Source organism: Planctopirus hydrillae (assembly GCF_001707835.1).
GTDB classification, from domain to species: domain Bacteria; phylum Planctomycetota; class Planctomycetia; order Planctomycetales; family Planctomycetaceae; genus Planctopirus; species Planctopirus hydrillae.
Map to the genome: position 1 here is coordinate 463,638 of NZ_LYDR01000039.1, position 18,881 is coordinate 482,518.

The 18,881-nt window shown below is 54.8% G+C and carries 12 protein-coding genes; 7 read left to right on the forward strand and 5 right to left on the reverse strand.

What is annotated here, in order from left to right:
- Nucleotides 1-4: 4 nt before the first annotated feature.
- Genes A6X21_RS05070 through A6X21_RS05085 form a run of 4 tightly spaced genes read left to right on the forward strand, consistent with a single transcriptional unit; the run spans nt 5 to nt 5,649 of the window.
- Nucleotides 5-715: a hypothetical protein gene (locus A6X21_RS05070; protein WP_110766430.1), complete on the forward strand. Its 711-nt coding sequence runs from the start codon at nt 5-7 to the stop codon at nt 713-715.
- 41 nt (nt 716-756) lie between these two features.
- Nucleotides 757-2,148, forward strand: a complete 1,392-nt coding sequence (locus tag A6X21_RS05075) for a sulfatase (protein ID WP_240490167.1) — start codon at nt 757-759, stop codon at nt 2,146-2,148.
- 46 nt (nt 2,149-2,194) lie between these two features.
- Entirely contained in the window at nt 2,195-4,186 is a 1,992-nt protein-coding gene (locus tag A6X21_RS05080; RefSeq protein WP_068846615.1) for a YbhB/YbcL family Raf kinase inhibitor-like protein, read from the forward strand.
- A 5-nt stretch (nt 4,187-4,191) separates the two neighbouring features.
- Nucleotides 4,192-5,649, forward strand: a complete 1,458-nt coding sequence (locus A6X21_RS05085; RefSeq protein WP_240490175.1) for a sulfatase — start codon at nt 4,192-4,194, stop codon at nt 5,647-5,649.
- A 431-nt stretch (nt 5,650-6,080) separates the two neighbouring features.
- Here A6X21_RS05085 and A6X21_RS05090 read toward each other — a convergent pair whose 3' ends face one another.
- Nucleotides 6,081-7,214: a DUF1559 family PulG-like putative transporter gene (locus A6X21_RS05090; protein ID WP_068846432.1), complete on the reverse strand. Its 1,134-nt coding sequence runs from the start codon at nt 7,212-7,214 to the stop codon at nt 6,081-6,083.
- Between the two features lie 180 nt (nt 7,215-7,394).
- Between A6X21_RS05090 and A6X21_RS05100 the strand changes: the two genes are divergently transcribed.
- Nucleotides 7,395-7,724 carry a hypothetical protein gene (locus A6X21_RS05100; protein ID WP_068846436.1) on the forward strand — a complete coding sequence of 110 codons (330 nt, stop codon included), beginning with the start codon at nt 7,395-7,397 and terminating at the stop codon, nt 7,722-7,724.
- A gap of 211 nt (nt 7,725-7,935) precedes the next feature.
- Here A6X21_RS05100 and A6X21_RS05105 read toward each other — a convergent pair whose 3' ends face one another.
- Nucleotides 7,936-9,018, reverse strand: coding sequence for a hypothetical protein (locus A6X21_RS05105; RefSeq protein ID WP_068846438.1), 1,083 nt, complete (start codon nt 9,016-9,018; stop codon nt 7,936-7,938).
- 200 nt (nt 9,019-9,218) lie between these two features.
- Here A6X21_RS05105 and A6X21_RS05110 point away from each other — a divergent pair, with 200 nt between their 5' ends.
- Complete coding sequence (locus A6X21_RS05110; RefSeq protein WP_068846440.1) at nt 9,219-10,424, forward strand: Y-family DNA polymerase; 1,206 nt, start codon at nt 9,219-9,221, stop codon at nt 10,422-10,424.
- A 53-nt stretch (nt 10,425-10,477) separates the two neighbouring features.
- Here the strand turns inward: A6X21_RS05110 and A6X21_RS05115 are convergent, their stop codons facing one another.
- Both A6X21_RS05115 and A6X21_RS05120 read right to left on the reverse strand, forming a co-directional pair.
- Nucleotides 10,478-12,961, reverse strand: coding sequence for a DUF4159 domain-containing protein (locus tag A6X21_RS05115; protein ID WP_068846442.1), 2,484 nt, complete (start codon nt 12,959-12,961; stop codon nt 10,478-10,480).
- A gap of 64 nt (nt 12,962-13,025) precedes the next feature.
- Nucleotides 13,026-13,364: a hypothetical protein gene (locus tag A6X21_RS05120; protein WP_068846444.1), complete on the reverse strand. Its 339-nt coding sequence runs from the start codon at nt 13,362-13,364 to the stop codon at nt 13,026-13,028.
- Nucleotides 13,365-13,519: 155 nt separating this feature from the next.
- On the opposite strand from A6X21_RS05120, the gene A6X21_RS05125 reads away from it, so the two are divergent.
- Nucleotides 13,520-14,728 (forward strand): cofactor-independent phosphoglycerate mutase, encoded by a 1,209-nt coding sequence (locus A6X21_RS05125; protein WP_068846446.1) that lies wholly within the window; start codon nt 13,520-13,522, stop codon nt 14,726-14,728.
- Between the two features lie 141 nt (nt 14,729-14,869).
- Here A6X21_RS05125 and A6X21_RS05130 read toward each other — a convergent pair whose 3' ends face one another.
- Nucleotides 14,870-18,775, reverse strand: coding sequence for a hypothetical protein (locus tag A6X21_RS05130; protein ID WP_068846448.1), 3,906 nt, complete (start codon nt 18,773-18,775; stop codon nt 14,870-14,872).
- Nucleotides 18,776-18,881: the final 106 nt, after the last annotated feature.

The window sequence follows — 18,881 nt, forward strand, 5'->3', positions numbered from 1 at the left end:
TTCCATGAAGAAAATGATCTGGTTGTTACTACCGCTGACTTTGTTCGCCGCCTGGAGTTTTGGGCAGGATCGAAACTACCCTTCTGCCGGTAAACCTCGAAAGCCACAGATCAGCGACACGATCAAAGCAAGTGTTTACGCCGACAACTGGTTCATGCTCTACATCAACGGCGAACTTGTTGCCGTTGATTCGATCAAGTTCATTCCGCACAACGTGGTCTCGGTCGATATTCTGCCCAGCTACCCGATGACGATCGCAGTCATGGCCAGGGACAATGCCGATCCGAAGACCGGGATGGAATATGCCAATACGAATATTGGTGACGCGGGCTTCGTGTTGAAATTCGGTGATGGCACAGTCACGAATGGGAAGTGGAAGGCGAAGAGGTACTCCTGGGGGCCCATTAACCGGGATACAAGGAACCCGCGCGTCGAGAATCTTCCGATTCCAGAAGACTGGTACGCCATCAATTTTGATGACAGCAACTGGGATCTGGCAAAAGAGTACCCGGAAGATGTCGTGGATCCGAAACAGTCCTATTTTGAGCATGATTTTAAGGGAGCGAAGTTCATCTGGACCCAGGATATTGCTCTCGACAATACAGTCATTTTCCGCCACGTCGTGACGTCGCCGCCAGATGGCAAGACGCGGACGGACTTTTCGAATCTGAATAATGTCGTACCGGACTCGCCACCCAAAAGACCGAAACGGTGAGTTCGTCCCATCGGCTGATGGTACACACCAGGAGATTGCTGATGATGAGAGTTCTGATTGCGATCCTTCTACTACTTCTGCAGACAATGGGAGTTGCATCCGATCGCCCCAACATCGTCTTCATGCTTTCGGATGATCAAGCGTGGAACGGCCTGTCGGTGGCGATGCACCCTAATGTATCAGGCTCGAAGGAAGCAGACTTTCACACCCCGAATCTGGAGAAACTCGCGTCTCAAGGAATGAGATTCTCGGCCGGTTATGCGCCCGCTTCGGTCTGCTCTCCAACGCGTATCAGTTTGATGACTGGGAAAAGTCCAGCTGCGTTGCACTGGACGAAGGCCGCTCCACCCGAGACCGGGCACAAATTGATGGAGCCACGAAACATCCGCAGCATCCCAGCGAACGAAACCACAATTGGTGAACTCTTGCGCAAAGCCGGTTATGCAACCGCTCACTACGGCAAATGGCATATTGGCGGCGGGGGTCCGGAACAGCACGGTTTCGACGAATCGGACGGTGACACTGGCAACGAGAACGCCTATCAGTTCAAAGACCCCAACCCCGTCGATATCTTTGGCATGGCCGATCGCGCGGCTGCATTCATGGAGAAGAACGCCAAGGTCAAAAAGCCTTTCTTTATTCAACTCTCATGGAACGCACTTCACGCCTCGGAGAATGCGAATCAGGCCACGCTCACCAAATACGAACGGCAACTCAAAGGCGAGAACCGAAAACGGATCACGACAGCGGCCATCACAGAAGACCTCGATACCGGGGTGGGCCGCATCATGGAGGCTATTGACCAACTCGGCCTGTTCGAAACCACCTACGTGATCTACATGGCCGACAACGGTGCTGGCGGTGGCAAAAAAGTCCTGGCCGGCGGTAAAGGGGGCGTCTGGGAAGGAGGAATTCGTGTTCCTTTCATCGTGCGTGGCCCGGGTGTGAAACCGAATTCGTGGTGTCACACGCGCGTCGTCGGTTACGACCTCTTTCCCACGTTCTGCGAATTCGCGGGGATCGCTCCCGGCAAGATGCCGAAAGGAATTGAAGGAGGCAGTATTGCTTCACTTCTCAAGACCGCTGGACTGGGAGAAGTGAAGCGTCCGCGAGAGGAACTCGTCTTTCACTTTCCGCATTATCAGGGGGATGCACCGCACTCAGCCATCTTCGTTGGAGATCTGAAGCTGTTGCATTTCTACGAAGACAACCGCGACGAGTTGTACGATCTCTCAAAAGATATTGGCGAACGCGACGACCTCGCGGCGCAACGACCCGCTGAGACGAAAAAGCTCCGTGAGCGTCTCGACAAATACCTTGCCGAAGTCGATGCGCAGTTTCCGTCGCCGAACCCGAACTTCGATCCCCATCAGCCTGTTGAACCGAAAGAACGTGGTGGGAAGAACAAGCCAGGCAAGTCGACCACGAATTGATAAGCCCGCTTTCAGGTGATTCCGAGAAATGTTCCAGGAGGCTGATATGCATGTTCTTCTCAAAGTCGGGTTCATGATGTTTGCCGTTGGATTCATGGGATCCATCGTGTTAGCTCATCCTGGCCATTCGCATCGCAAAACGTCATCGCCGGCTGCCAATCAAGAGTCAGCCACCTCAGAACGCACCTGGACGTCCTCGACCGGCTCGTTTCGTGAACAGGGGGCGTTCGTCATGGCGCGGGATGGCCTGGTCCAGATCCGCCGAGACGACGACTCATTGGTTTCAATCCCCATCGTGCTGCTGCGGAGCGATGATCAAAGCTGGATTGATCAGCGCATGTCTGAAATCCGGCGTCTTGCCGAGATGAATGGGCTTGTTCAAGGGAAATCAGTAATCCATCGAAGACTCGACTTACCCTGGCTTAATTCACAGCCCAATGAAGTGGTTGAATTCCTTCCATTCGTTGTCAACGAGTTCCCGCTTCAACAGGTTGGCCGCCGAAATGAAAATCTCCCGGTGGAGGTGCTCCTCGCACAATCAGGAAATCGAAAGCAGGAGAAAATTGTGGCGCGTGTGCAAGTTCCTGAAATTGCTAACGCCTTTGAGACGTTCGTGGGCCTCAAGGCGATTCAGACCCGCTGGGACGACCGTTTCTTCTATGTCGAATCGAATGGAATGCCGGATCATCAGATGATGGTCGGTATCACAGCCTGGCAGCAGCAGGTACCGTTGCCGCAGAAATACGTCGGCGACAACGCGTGGCAGATTCCGTTGCATCCCGTCCCCGCTGTGACTCCTGCCATCGCTAAAAATCGCTTTCTGAGAGGAGCGATTGCCGTCGCTGTCAATGGCATTCCAATCTTCAACCCGCTCAATAATCGGGGCGATGATGCCTACCTGTTCGGAGAGTTGGATGAATTCGGTGGTCACTGTGGGCGGGCTGACGATTACCACTATCACATTGCACCGGTCCATCTGGAAAAGACCAATGGCAAGGGGAAGCCCATCGCCTATGCGCTGGACGGCTACCCGATCTATGGCTACGAAGAGCCGGATGGATCGCCCGTCAAAAATCTCGATGCTCTCAACGGCCACAAAGACGCCAGCGGAAACTATCACTATCACGCGACGAAGAAGTACCCTTACCTCAATGGTGGATTCTATGGGGTTGTGACCGAACGTGATGGTCAGGTCGATCCGCAACCGCGGGCGGAACCACTCCGTCCGGCATTGCCCCCGTTGCGAGATGCGAGGATCACCGGATTCCAGGAAACCAGGGCTGGCAATTACACCTTGACCTATGATGTGCGCGGGGCGAAGGGAACCATCAGTTACACCCTCTCAAATGATGGGTCAGCGAAGTTCGTGTTTGTCGATACGAATGGCAAGACGACTCAGGAAACTTACTCGCCAAGGCAGCGCGGCCCAGTCAGCGGAGAGCGACGACCACCGCCTCAGCCTCGTGATAATCCGCCCCGCAGTGATGGACAGCGTCCACCTCGTGACGAAGGACCTCCGCCTCCTCCTAAAGACGAAGCCTCTCCAGCAAACCAGGCCACAAGTCGAACCAACACCAAACTTCCCCAGTTAAAGGTGACCAGTTCCTCCGTTGATGCAAAAGGTTTCATATCGGTCGAGTGCACCTGTGACGGGAAACGCGAAACACCTGCTGTTGCCTGGAAAGACGCGCCCGAGGGAACCAAGTCGTTTGCCGTCAGTCTCTGGCATACAGCTCCGGATCAAGAGAAGTCGTACTGGGTCGTCTATAACATCCCCGCGACAACACAGAGCCTCGCTCAGAGGTCACCAGCAGCAGGAATGCTGGGCATTAACGATCGCCGTCGTGCAGAATACGACCCCATGTGCTCGAAAGGCCCCGGCATCAAGACGTACCACATCACAGTCTATGCACTGTCATCCAGGTTGGACCTGGCTCCGGAAAAAGCGTCACGAGCCGACCTGCTCGCGGCAGTCAAGGACATCACGCTGGCCGCCGGAACGCTCGACTTCAAATATGAACGGAAGGATGCTCGGTGACGATCATGGCGCCATTCCTGACCACATCCTTCAGACAATTCACCATGTGGGCGGCAATCCTCTGCCTGACGCCCTGGCTGCCGATTCATGCCGATTCGTTAGCAGCTGAAAGCCGCCGGCCACCAAACATGATCCTCATTCTAATGGATGACATGGGCTGGCGAGACGTGGGCTTCATGGGGAACAAGTTCGTCGAGACTCCCCACATCGATCGTTTGGCCAAGACCGGCCTGATGTTTACTCAGGCCTATGCAAGCGCTCCCAACTGTGCCCCGACGCGTGCATGTCTGATGTCGGGCCAGTACACGCCCAGACACGGCATCTATACCGTCGTCGATCCCAGACAGCCACCTGGTGCGCCCTGGCACAAGTGGCAGGCAGCGGAAAGCAAATCAGAGCTCGATACGCACGTTGTCACCATTGCCGAAGCACTACGCGATGGGGGCTATGCGACCGCATTCTTCGGCATGTGGAATCTGGGACGCGGTCGCACCGGGCCAGTGACACCAGGCGGTCAGGGTTTCCAGAAAGTCGTCTTTCCAGAAAACCTTGGCTTCGGCAAAGACGAGTATTTCGATGATGACAAGAACTACCTGAGTGATCGATTGACTGATGAAGTTCTCAAGTTTGTGGACGAGCATCGCGAGCAGCCATTCTTCGTTTATCTTCCCGATCATGCCATCCATGCACCATTCAATCCCAAGCCGGATCTGTTGGCGAAATACAAGCGAAAGGCGGCAGCGAGTAACGATCGCCGCGACGACCCTGCATGTGCAGCGACGATCGAGGCCGTCGATCAGAACGTGGGGCGAATCATGGATCACCTTTCGAAGTTAGGTCTCTCTGACAACACGTTCGTAATCTTTACTTCAGATAATGGCGGCACCCAGCAATACACTCCGCCGTTAAGAGGCGGCAAAGGCGAACTCTATGAAGGTGGTCTTCGTGTCCCGCTGGTTGTCACAGGACCAGGAGTCAAGAATCCAGGCAGCAGATGCGATGTGCCGGTGTCGAGCGTTGACTTTTATCCGACGCTGCACGAACTGGCAGGTATCAACCCGCCTGAAGGACAATTGATCGACGGGGTCAGTCTCGTCCCACTCCTGCAAGGCGATGTAACGCTCGGCCGCGATCAACTCTTCTGGCACTTCCCGTGCTATGTCGGTAAAGCGACTCCTTCAAGTGCCATGCGAGAAGGAAACTTCAAGCTGATTGAGTTCTTTGAAGATGGAGGGCGAGTCGAACTGTTCAATCTGAAAAACGATCCGAATGAAGAAAAGAACCTGGCTATGGTGATGCCAAACAAGGCCGCTGCACTCGCGAAAACACTACGGGCCTGGCAAGAGAAAACTAACGCATCCATGCCACCAGGTCCCAATCCCCATTACGACCCCCAGGCGGAACGCCCGCGTGGCAGTCCAGGCGGAGGGAGACCAGATCAGCCGAAACGCGGTCGGCCATAAACACGATCTTCTGGCGTCTGATATTCAGTCATCTCCATCGCGACTTATGCCACTCCGGTAAACATTATGCCCTTTCGCACTGTTTTGATGTTTGTGGCTTCAATGGCGTGTCACCCAAGATAAGGTCGAGAGTGGTGGCAGGGTATGCGCATGGAGGCGCTTTTGTTGTCGTGACTTGGCACGAAAACCTGTTTAGGAAACCTGGGCATGAGTGGGCCGGGCCACCCTTGGGTGGCAGTAGTGCGTCGTCGACAGCTTAGAGCCGCAAGCATGGCCCAACACGTGTTCAAATCCGTGATCTGTACTTCAACCGACATAAAAAACAGAGGGTGATCAGCCGTTGAATGCTGATCACCCTCTGTGTGTTCATCAAGTTGACGCTGCGAATTTCAGAAATTGAATTCTCGCAAAGAGAGTCAACTCAAGGCCAATTAGAAGTCGCTGCTGTTGAGAGTGGTTTCACCGTACTGCTGGCCGTTGGAGGTGAGCAGCTTCAGGTAGACCCGCTGATCAATGGTGTCGGCAATCGATCGGCCAGCTCCGCTGACCATGACCACGTTAATGCTGCCACCGTGATTGGAGCTGGGACGTGGAGCCTTGCGTGTATTATCAACGACAGGAGCCCCAGGTCGTGAATCACCGACTGGTGAACTTGTATTCGCGGCCATGTTTCCAACACCAAAAGGAGCAGCCCCTTGTACAAAGGCAGGTGAGGTTGCAGGGGCCCAGCCGGTGCTTCCCACTTTCGCAGCGAAAGCCAGATCCCAGGTGTTGCCCGAAGCCCAGTTATCAGAATTTAGGTTTTCAGCAATCATCATGGTGTTTTCCGTACCATCGCCAGTCCCCACAAAATCCAGAGTCATATCGGTATCACGCCAGATCACCCCTGTTGACTTACCAATATTGCGGTCGTTCGTACTGGCAGCGGTAAGTGTCGCGTCTCCCCAACTGATTGAAGCCGAACTGTGTCCACCGGCTGGGTCCGAGGTGTTATCAGTAACCAAGCCCCAGTTTTCATCCGCGGCAATGCCGGAGTTGACCACATACGAAAGACCCAGTGCCTTACGGTGGTTGACGAGGTCATCAGGGCAGGTGAAGAATGGCAGCCAGGTGCGTTCATTGGTACTGAGAACAGCATATGGCCCGCCTGTACCCGTGAACTTCGCCGATCGACTCTGAATTGAGCGATAGAGAGCAGCGTTGTCGAGGACAGGCAGGAGTTGCATGGTCCAGCCGACTCGCAACGTGTGCTGCTCAGCCGGGGAAAGTGCCGAGAAGGTTGACTGGTCGGCAGTTGTGAAGGTCGTCGTAACGGTCTGATCTTCGGCCAGACGTGGGAGCTTGCCGCCGCGGCCTGAGGCGAAGTTGTGCATCGCGATGCCGAGGTTTTTCATATTGTTCAGGCATTCCAGCTTGCGGGCTGCGCGGCGGGCACCTTGAACGGCCGGGGCGATCAGCGAGATCAGAGTGGTGATGATGGCGATCACCACCAGGAGTTCAATCAGCGTAAATCCGGGGCGAGCGGCGCCACCAGAACGAAAACAGGTGGGGCGAAGGGCTTTCATTGACGGGTCTCCACTTTCTGATCTGCAAGAACTGGGTGATGGTTCGGGTTGATAGGCTTGATAGATCGAGGCTTTCCAGGTTCTTCCAGAGTTTCAATCGGCATGCCAGTGAGCGGAATCATCCGCTCGTTTTGGCTTGCCCTGGATCCCTGGGTTGAACCTCTGGAAAATCTCTGAATCATGACGACAGGTGAGTTTCGCGTCATTCTGCAAGATCGTGCCAGAATGCCTTGGACTTCTCAACAAATTATGTGGTTTCCGCGATCAGGTGTCGATCTGAAAAGGCTTGCCTTAGAAGATTTTACACCGACTTTCTCGCCATCGCTGCAACTTGCTGCAAACTGTTCGGGAAAGCCGCATCACCTGTTGAAGTTCGCCACAATCTGTCTGTTCCTGTCTCACATTCCCACTGAAATGCAGGTTATGTGCCAATCTCAGGGCAAATTCTTGATCGAACGGCCATCCGACGATCACCCTGATTTCCGCTGGCACAATCGTTTCAACCGGTAAAATCCTCTTCAACCCTGCGGTGTGCATTTGCCCAAACGCTGACGAAATGCATGAATTTTGGGAAATCGACAACTCTACAGGCGTGCTGTGGTCAATTGTTTATCTTTAGAGGCGGTTGGGAGTCAGGGAAACTTGAACTTTCAGCCCGGATGGTTGATTTGGCCCCGGGAAATGGCCGCCAAACGCGACCTCCTGGCCACACCGCGCATGCTTATTCGGATCTCAGAAGACAATGTAGCACTGTGATTGCCATGGACTGACCAGCGGCACTTGCGTTCAGACACGATCGAACATATGCGGGCAGAGAAACTGCTGTCGAGACATTCGCCGGTTCGAGTGCAGAGACAGAGGTTTGACTCACCTCAGGCAAAGTGATGATCCTGTAGCCAGCTTTCAAAAAGTCTTCCTCTGAAGGAAGGTTCCGTCGCGAAAGTGGTTTCTCAAATTTTTCTAGAAATGGATACCGTGAAAAATTAATGTTCCTTGACTCACCGGAAACAACATAGACCACTTCTCTCGAATCATAATAACTCACAAGTTTTAAAGCCTCGATCCGGTGAGCCGTTCGATCGACGATGAGTTCGATGGCCTTCCAGCAAGCCACAGGCTCGGCATATCGCCTTTCGGCATGAAAGCGAATTCTCGATTCGTTCACATCGCTGATTCTCCAGTCCCACCTGTTGACATAACATTCGAGCAAAACGTCATCGTCGGGCCATGGCCAGGTCAGTAAGGTAATGTGAGGCTGCTCGATGTCTCGAAGTAAATAAGGAATGCATAGAAGCCCCCCCGTTTTTGAAACGAACGAGCATTCTTGAGTTTCAGGGGCTGCAATGAAGACGTGATCACTTCCGAAACTTAGAAACTCAGGTTTTTTTTTCTCGACCTGATACGCCTCGCCACGACATCCTTTACGAAGTCTGATCTGTGAAGCGGTGTAATCGACGGGCCGAGTCGCCATGATCCAATTATCCGGTCCAACCACTGCCAGCACTCCATGTTCGCAGCTTTGCCTCTCAAAAACTGTGTCGTAATTGAAGCGGGTAAACTCGATCACTCGATTCCCGGAATTCGCACGCCGAGCTAGCACATGTTGGAACTCCTTAAGAAAAATTTTCTTGGGAGCATTTTCGAGATCGAGTGCCGAGACGACTCCCTTCCTGATGGAATTCGCTCGTCTCACAGGCTCTTCACTTCGGGCATTGCTTCGATTGGCAAACACGCTTGCCATCACACAACCCGCGACGACGAGCCAGAAAGTATGCGCTCGTTCCCCCCACGAAGTTCCCCACATCTCCGGATTCCTTTCCATCAGCAACGTAAAAATCCGTCTTTCAGCAGAGCTTCCATCTCCCAAACAGACTGAAATTCCCTCGCCCGCAGCGATCTTTGGCAAAATGATCTGAAATTGCGTACATGCTCTTGCCGATGAATGAAGCGTGCGTACACTATACTGGTCAAGCGTGAACTTCACAAGCCGGCGAAGGGTGGGGCATGAACTGGCTGATGACTGACATGGACTCCTTCTTTGCATCTGTCGAACAGCATTTGCGGCCCGAACTTCGTGGGTTACCCGTGGGGATTGTGCCGGTGGAATCGGACTATACTTCTCTAATCGCTGCCAGTTATGAAGCGAAAAGACATGGCGCCAAAACAGGGACGAAAGTGCGCGACGCCCGAGAGATCTGCCCCGGTCTTGTCCTGATCAAGGCTCGTCCCGCGACCTACGTCGAAGTTCATCGAGCGATTCTCCGCAGTATCGACAAAATTGCTCCCGTCGAGAAGGTCTATTCCATCGACGAATGGACCATCAGATTAACAGCCGAATACAAGCACCCCGATGAGGCATATCGTCTGGCACTTCGTCTGAAGCAGCAACTCGCCCATGATTTCAGTCCGTTTCTGACATGTTCGATCGGGATTGCTCCTTCCCGGTTGCTGGCCAAAATTGCCTGCGGGCTCGAAAAGCCGGATGGTTTGACCATTCTCTCGGCAGCCGATCTTCCTGGCCGACTCGAACACTTACCGCTATCGAAATTAACCGGGATTGGCAAAGGGATGCTGGCTCGGCTGGAGCTGCACAACATTCGCTCAGTGCGGGATTTGTGGAACATCAGCCGGGATGAAGCCATTCGAATCTGGGGTTCCGTCACCGGGGCACGCTGGTGGGCTGGTTTCCACGGTGAAGATGAACCCGAGCAACTCACCCGGCGTCGCATAATGAGTCACGGCAACGTGCTCGATCCTGCCTTTCGAACCGAGGCCGGTGCTCACGGTATTCTCCAGCGGCTGGTCTGCAAACTGGGCCAGAGACTCCGGCAGAGTGGCTACATTGCGAACGCCTTGCATCTGAGGGTGAAGGATACACGCAGCCGAGAGACGAGGCTGGAAGTTGGCTTGCCCGGGGTCGACGATACTCACACGCTGATGAGAGCTTTTGAAGATCTCTGGCAGACCCGCAAACCGGGAAGTGCGCCCCCCAGGCAAGTCGAAGTTTCAGTTTCTGGGCTCGTTCTGGCGACTCAAATTTCCAGACCCTTATTCGACGAAGTCCAGAAGCGACAGCGGGTTTCGCAAGCGATGGATCGAATCAACCTGCAATGGGGCCCCTCGAAGGTTTATGTCGGCTCAGTTCACAACTACCGCCAGCATATGGAGAACAAAATTGCCTTCGGTCGCATCCCTCGCGAAACGGATTGAGGCGACGATTTCACTCGATCTGAGAAGAGGTAATCGACTACGGCTTGATTCGGTTATGGTGCTGGATTGGCCAGTTCGGGAGGTAAGGGAACCTCCTGTGACAGGGCATGAATGACAAGATTGATCGCCAGCTTGACGGCATCCTCTGGCAGATAGCCTTCGCAACTGACGGTCGATTGCCGTTCCAAGGCGCAACTGATGTCGTACTTGCTGTAAATCACTGCCAGTCGTCCATCAATCTCGATCGCTTCGAGGTAAGGCTCACCTTCAAGCACTTGCGATTTTACTGCCTGACCTGGCTGAGAAGAGTTGACCCGCCGACGTATGCGAGTGACATCCTGGCCAGATTTCGCCGAGAAGACTTCGTGAGTTACTGGAATGCGCGTGAGAGGTGTTGCCGGAAAGGCTTTTTTCATCGCTGCGCGGAACGATTCATCAAAGCCCTTGGCTCCACAGCAGGCATCAGCCAGCAGGACACCACCGCGAGAGAGATACGTTCGCAGACCTTCAATTTCCGCAGATGAAAGTTCGAAGGTCGAACGTCCATGCATGTACACCAGCGGATAGCGATACAGATTGGTATCGGAAAGTGGCAAATGACGGATCTTGGGATTGGTCCCGATCCCTGCCGATTGATCAAGCGCCGTGAGCAGGTTTCGCACGGCCGCCGGTGCTGCATCCCACTGACCGGCATGCTGGATACGGGCAATCTGCAGGAAGGAACGCTCAATACGATCTGTTTTCGAGCTGAGATTCGCCAGTTCCTGCGAATCCAGCTTATTCGGTGGTTCGCGACCGGTGGCATAGGCAATGATATTCGTACCAATCTGGGTCGCACGAATCACTTTGGCTCGAAGATTCGGATTGCGGTTCGCCGACTCCAACCGGCTCCAGTAATGCCACAAACAGCCGATATCTTCAGGGCAGAAGATCACTGGTGTGCGGCAGCCAGCATCAACGCCCCAGAGTTCCAAGCCTTCCGGATCAAGCAGAAACTCGCTACGAAAGACGGGATGATCAAAGGAAAGTTTTTTGAGCACACCTTCGCCGGGCGGGAACAATCGCGGTGTCAGTTCGCGAAAGCTTTCTTCGAATCGCGCACTCTGGCAACCGGCAACTCCCAGAATAAAGCCTCCCTGCTCGACATACTCTTTGAGCAGGGCGATTTCGGCATCTGTCAAATCGAGAGCATCCTGGCCGGTGATGTATAAAACGGGAGCCTGTGCCAGCGCTGCCACCGATTTGGCAGCGACAGCTTTTGAAAGATCGACTTCCTGAGCAGTGAGCAATTTGGGCCATAACGGCCGACCACTCAGATACTCCGTGAGATTGCGGGCATCGCGTGGATGTCGATTCCAATCGTCGGTTAAGGTATGTCCGGGTCGATTCGGGTTCGGTGGCCCATACTTGAGCTTGTTCACCAGCACGGGTGCCAGACCCTTCGATAGGAACAGCAGTGCAAACGCAGAAGCCACGGTTGGTTCCGATTCATACAACCCCACGCCGACCCACGCCCCTGTCCTTTGGTTCTGCACCTTGAGCAGCACTTCGGCACCTTCGCGGTACCAGTCATGCTGGCCAAAAAAACGTTGTCCACTCAACCGGCCAGCGCGTTCGACGCCGTAAAGATAGTAGAGCAACCATGTTCCCGATCCGGGGTTTTGAAGCGGTGTAAATCGATTGGCCAGCCACCTTAACCCTCGATCAAGAGCTTCGTTGGGCTGAGCCGGTTCACAACAAGGTGGCGAACCATCGGGCCCAATTTTTCGATCTTCCACCAGCATTTGTTCCACAATCGAGAGCGTGGCGACACCAGCGACGGTCATACTCCCTGTGCTCTGGCCATCAGAGGAATAATTCCAGCCACCATCCGGGTTCTGCTGACTCGTCCAGTGGGTGCGAATGCGTTCCCACGTTTTGCGATCAATCTCAACGCCCGCTTCAGCTGCTTCGCGCAAACCCAGTACTGCATATTGAGCGTTACTGCGATCACCTCCCAGGTTGATCCCGCCACCTGGCGAACTGTAAGTCCACGACCCGCTGTTCCCTTCGCGGATCTGCCAGCTTTCTAATCGGCTGGCCAGCCGTGCGATCCGGGGGAGATCGTTGGTGCTGGAATCTTTCGCAGCGACCAATGCCATAATCACCAGCGAGATATCGTACGTCTGGGAGATTTCATCTTCCGGAAGACGCCTGAGATACTGGAGAGCTTTACGAATTTGTGGATGGTTGGCTTCCATCCCGCTGTTCAGCAAGGCGAGAGTGCACAAGGCGGAAACCCCCGAGCGATGTCCCAGGTTGTTCCCCGCATCAAACGAGCCATCCTGCTTTTGCCGGGTTAAAAGAAACTCCCGCCCTGCATCAATCGATTCCAGCACGCGGGCAGCCGTCAATTCCGCGCCATTTGTCACGGTGGCACTGGGGATTGCTCCCACAAACAGAATGACGATCCATCCAATCAGCCGCATGGCCCATGGGGAAAATTCGCTGCGAATTCTCCGGAAAGCTCGATGGTTCAATGAGACCTGTGAGTGCATGAGCTATCCGTCAATTCTCTGGATTCCAGCCTTCTCCAACCGGGCCATCACAACGTTTCGCCGCTCAACGATCAGTCGCTTCGTGAGCGGGGGCAGGGCTGGCTGCATTGTCGAACAAGTGATAATAGCCCGCTTCTTCCAGTTGCAGGCGCTCGTATTTGTGCAAGCGGTACAGCACAAAGATGACTGTTCCACAAACAGCGCCGATCATTCCCAGCATGAAAAAGACACTCAGCATGTAAGCACGAGGCTGTTCACTCTGCTGGTCTGCCAGCAGCTTGCACGAAGGACATGCCCAAACCGATGAAGAACGCAGAACTTCACAGACTGCCACCGCCAGCAGCGTTTTCCAGCGCAAACGGCGTACACCAATCGATGATGAAACCAGAGGCCTCAGTCGCATACATTTCCTCTCTTCGGCTACACTGCACCAAATTATAGCCACCAAAAGTGCTGCCGCGAAGAGACTCCCGGAGTTCTCTGGCCGAATTCGACCAATCACAGCATCTGCTGGTGGCAATTTTCTGCATTTCGACATGATTCCACGAAAGCGATCCCATGAAACTGGTGCTGGTGATTCCCGATGGCTGTGCCGATGAACCCCAGCCGATCCTCAAGGGAAAAACCCCTCTCGAAGCGGCCCATATTCCTCACATGGATGCTGTCGCTGCCCAAGGAATGGTGGGAGAAGCCGATCATGTCCCGCTGCCGATGCCCTCCGGGAGTGATGTCGGCACCATGAGCCTCTTTGGGTATGACCCACTGCTTTTTCATACCGGTCGGGCACCTCTCGAAGCCGCTGCTCAAGGGATTACGCTCGGGCCGGAGGATTGGGCAGTCCGTTGTAATCTCGTCACAACCCATGATGGCCTGATGAAAAGCTTTACAGCCGGACAGATTCCCACTGATGTAGCAGCTTCACTTTTAAAAGAGATGCAGGCTGCACTTCCTGCAAATACCCCCTGGGAATTTTTTCCCGGAGTGAGCTACCGCAATCTGCTGATCTTCCGCGGTGCGGGCAGAACGGCACCTTTCGATAAAACAACATCCACCACTCCGCCCCACGATGTCACCGATCAGCCAATTGCGCCGCATTTGCCGCAAGGTCAGGGTGCCGATGAACTGCTCAGGCTGATGGAGTGGAGTCGCGACTTCTGTGCGAAGCACCCCGCCAATCGGGCACGCGGCGACAATGCCGCCACGCAAATCTGGTTATGGGGACAAGGCCAGAGGCCCGCTCTTGAAGCCTTCACCAGTAAGTATGGCCCTCAGGGGGCGGTCATTACCGCTGTCGATCTATTAAGAGGCATTGGCCGATTGATCGGCTGGAAAGTCATCGAAGTGCCAGGGGCCACTGGGTATCTTGATACCGATTATGCAGCCAAAGGCCGCTATGCGATTGACGCTTTGAAAAACGGCGTCGAGTTGATGGTCGTGCATGTCGAAGCGACGGACGAAGCATCACATGAGGGCCACGCCTTCGAAAAGGTGAAAGCCCTCGAAGAAATTGACCGGCACATTGTGGGTCCTGTGCATGAATATCTGAAATCACAGGGCGAATACCGCCTGCTCGTCTGCCCCGATCACCCCACATTTCTGCGGACAAAAACGCACAGCCACGGCTATTCGCCCTTCGCGCTGTGTGGCACGAATGTTCCCCAGGACAATGCCACCCACTACAGCGAACCCGAAGCCACCCGCGCCGGCACCCGCCTGCCGCGAGGTTGCGACCTGATGAACCTGCTTGTGAAGGGTGTGAAGAAGTGAAGGTCGCCTCACTTCTTCACACCTCTCCTCGGTACGCACGGCTCCATTTGGTACGGATTTGGTGGGTACGGATCCAGTGGGCACGGCTTGGCAAGGAAAACCGGTCACTGGCCTGGATCACAGCCTTGATTCGGGGGCTTTTCATTCGGAGGCGGGGATGATTTGCACCTGGAATTCCAACGGTTCTCCAATCCGTTTGATCTCCCCCGGCTCCTTGCTCTTCGCCCGGACGTATCCCACGAGTTGGACACTGTCGAGCGGATAACCGACCGGAAGAGTCTTGCGGAGGGAGTTCGTCAACGTTTCCTCGACGGCTTCCCAATCCAACGAATCGTTTGCGTTGATGTCGAAGGGCCCGATGATCGAGGCGACAACCGGCAGAGTGTTTCCGGCCGGAGGCTTGGCGTTGACGCGGAAGGCCACCTGCCCCCCTTGGAATTCCTGAAGCAGGCCATGCACCTCTTGGGAATCCTTCGGCAATTGAATCTGCGGTGGCTTCAGGTGAAACCTCTCCTCAAATTCAACGAGATCGATGGTCTGGTTCGGCGCGACCGTCACGATGAGCACGTTGGGCAATCCGGCGGGAAGCTTGGAGACGAATTCGAAACGCTCGACATGCAACGCCTCGACATGCTCCTTCACGGCCCCCTTGGCGGCCTGACTGGCCGCCGCTGCCGCTGCCTGGGCAGCCTCGGCTTTCTTGGAGATCACAGGAATCTGCAGCGACTGACTCACGCCATAACAAGTGGCGACATGGATTTCGGCAAGTTGAATCAAATTTCCGTCGCCATCCCGACGTTCGAATGTCATGACATCGGGAGGAATTGTGATTTGCATGCATTGGTCGCTCAGGAGGAAGAAGCTGCCTCGTTTTGCCGAAGAGCTGTTCTCTTGGGGTGCATTCGAAGGTGGCACGGTGGCGGTTGCGGCATTTGCCGCGGGTGAATCACTTGGCGGCGTGGAATTGGGCGATCTGGCGACGAGTTCACGATTCCCTGCGACCACTTGAATGCCACTGAGAGTGAAATTCTCACCTAACAGGAAAAGTGTTGTCTCTTGATCAAGATCGATGCCCGGTGCCCCAAACCAGTTGTAAAGTGTGGGGCCGGCATCGAACATGGCCCCATGGGCGAACATTTTGAATCCGTGTGATTTAATCCGCGTGGGAACCTCGACATGGAGGGTTTGCAACGGCAGCCGGGCGGCCAACTGATCCACTCTCTTCAGCAGCCGATAGACCTCCCCATCCCGGTAGAGATGGGCTTCGAGTTCGCAGGTTGCCGCAGATTCCTTAAGGCACTGAACCTGACGGCTCAAATCCATGGTTTCTTCCAAAGTGAAACCTGTGCGTCGCGAGTTCCCCAGATCGTACCAGTCCGAGCGGACATCCAGGGAAATCTGCCGGATGAACGACGGGGTGAGGACGAGGACGGCACATTCCCGTGGCCCCGGTTCGATCGCATGCGCCCTGCGGACCGCGTCTTTCCTGGGGCCGCCCAATAGCAGGTCGCGGAAGATGACCTTTGCGTTCCCTTCGATGGGCGGAGTCTGCACCCGGGGCGAGAATCTCCAGCCGAAGGTGTCGTTGCCTTCCGAGAATGCGACCGCCGTTCGATTGAGGGCGATCGTGTCGATGTCGATTTGCAATTGTCTGGCAAAACGGGTGGCGTTTTCGGCGCTGATCTGCCCGCTCGAGACACCAACGGCCAAGGCGAGTTGAAGTTCACGCCGCGAACTGTAGGAATCACCAACGTTCTGATCTTGAGTCTCCGGGTCGAGAGCAAAAACCCGCACCGGCCAACGACATCGAACATATTCGTTGAAGGCCATGCGGGTTTCGAGAGGAGGAAACGGATGCTGGGGATCGATGAGATCCATCGGGAGGCACGGACAGTTTTTTTGCGAAGCGACCTCGCGGAAGTCGGCACGCATGCGGTCGGCGAGAAGGGTGGCATCGACGATGATCGCCCAGGCAAAGGCTCCGATCGTGTTGTTCTGCAGATACTTGGGAAGCTCGCTGTAGAATGCGCAGCGGAGACATTCCAACGTGTGATAGTCGCATTCGCGAACCGCTCTGAGAAGCTGTGCGTTGCTATGTTTCCACATCGTGGGGTGTTCGGAGCGGGCGTCCAGTTCGAGGAATTGATAGGCGGCTTCGATCTCGTCGGTCAAATATCTTTCCACGTCGGTGAAGGAGGTCGCCCGATGCTCGATGGCACCCGGGATCGAATTATGGGCATCAACCAAAACCTGGATGATCATGTGCTTGCCATAGACAGCGCTAAACGATGCCAAGGGGAAGGGGATTTGCGATGTTCGTGTCGTCGTACGGCTGAATCGTGCCAAAGACCTCGACAGGGCGCCGCCAAGCGATTGTGTCAGTTGGTCACGCAGTTGGTTGCTGGCTTGAGCAACGCTGGTTGGACAGTTCCCGGAAGGCGACGACGAGCCATGCGAGTTGCTGGAACGTGGTAAATAGTTCTGAACGGGAGATTCAATCGGTGCTTGCGGAGCAAACGCCGGGGTGGGTGTTGCCGGATTATTGGAAGTAGGGGGTTGCGGTGAGTTATCGATGTTCGGAGGTAGTCGAATTTCGGATCGCTCAATGAATCCCCGTGATCGCAGGCTACCTCCAAAATCAAAGACGGGTGGTGGCATGAACTCAAGTGGTTCACGGATCTCCCCCGGCTTGAGGTCGAAATCACCGGTCATGCGACGCAATTGACTGGCCGCCTTTTGATCCGCGCGGATCTCCACCACCAGTTGAACTTCCGGATCGCGGATTAATCGTCGACTGCTGGCGCCGGGGACTAAAGGGGCAGATGGTGTCGGAGAGGGCGGGAGTGGAGGTAGTGGCATCGAAGGAAAAGTGCTGTCAGGTTCCGCGCCTGTCCCATCGTCTATAGGAGGCTTTCTTGATTCATGTTTGTTGCCGGACTCTGGATGTTTTGGTGACATCGTCGAGTCAGGAGGGCATGGGCAGAGAATTTGGCCCTTAGCTATCGCATCGACACGGGAGATCAGATCTTTCGATTTGATACCGAGATTCTCCAAGGACACCTGCACCGGTGATGGTTCTGCATTTTCAGATTCAAGTCCCATCGCACGATATAGACTCCGTTCGATTCGCACGAACAGTTCACAACTTTCAGTTGATTCCCGGCTCAAGAGATCGCTGTTCCCCCAGGGGATAGGACAGACCGGAGACTTGTCTTCGTTGCAAGTATTCACAACTTGCTGATACACGGGGACGGCTGCGCGGAAGCTGGAATTATTCAGGGTGTCAGTCATGGGAATCGCGAATTGGTAGAGGAGATCTTTGATCACCAGTTCACGGAAGACGATTGGCAGCGTTTCCTCCCCCAATGTGGGCTGGGCGCTGAGCGTCAATTCCGCCCCGTATCCATCTTGAGTCTTCTTGCCGGGAAGAAGACCGACGGGCATTCTCAAGAGGTGCAGCGAATAGCCGGGGAGATCGACCGTGTCATCCCCCTGGTTAGTACGTCGCAAATTATGGAGGTGTTTCAGATACCTCGACCGCTGATCCAGCAGCAGCACGGGTTCCACGCCGATCTGGCCGTCCTTGCCATCCGAGGCGGGGACGAACTTTTCGAAGTTTTGCGATCCCGCTTCGGGGAGGGAGATAGTTTGCTCGATCCGGGTCACGCCCAGCAACGATCGGGCATCTGTTCCTCCTGATGCTCCCATGGCCGACTCGATCGCAGTAGCCGATGCGAGGAAGGCGAGATCCGCGCGGCGGATTGTTGCTTGTAGTGCTGGGTTGAATCGGGAGAGTTCCCGAGCCATCTCCTGCTCATATTCGAACCGATGCTGAGTGAGACGTTCCTCGCTCCAGACATCGGGAGTCTTGGCGGAAATGGTTCCATACAGTTCGAGATGCCGCTCCAGTGCATCGATCTGCTGGGCCAGAAGCTGCACGTTGGTCTTGCCTTTACTCCCGGCGTATAAGCTGGTTTCAAGTATTAAAGACCCAAACAGGCAGGCCAGGATGCTGCCGACCATACCAGAGCGTACTGAAATCCACATGATGGGCAATCCTTTGCCTGAGATCCGGTGCAAGTGACCATAATGGCAGTAGATTCGTCATTTCTGGACTTACAGTTACGTTAAAATTTATGAACCAACGTATGGC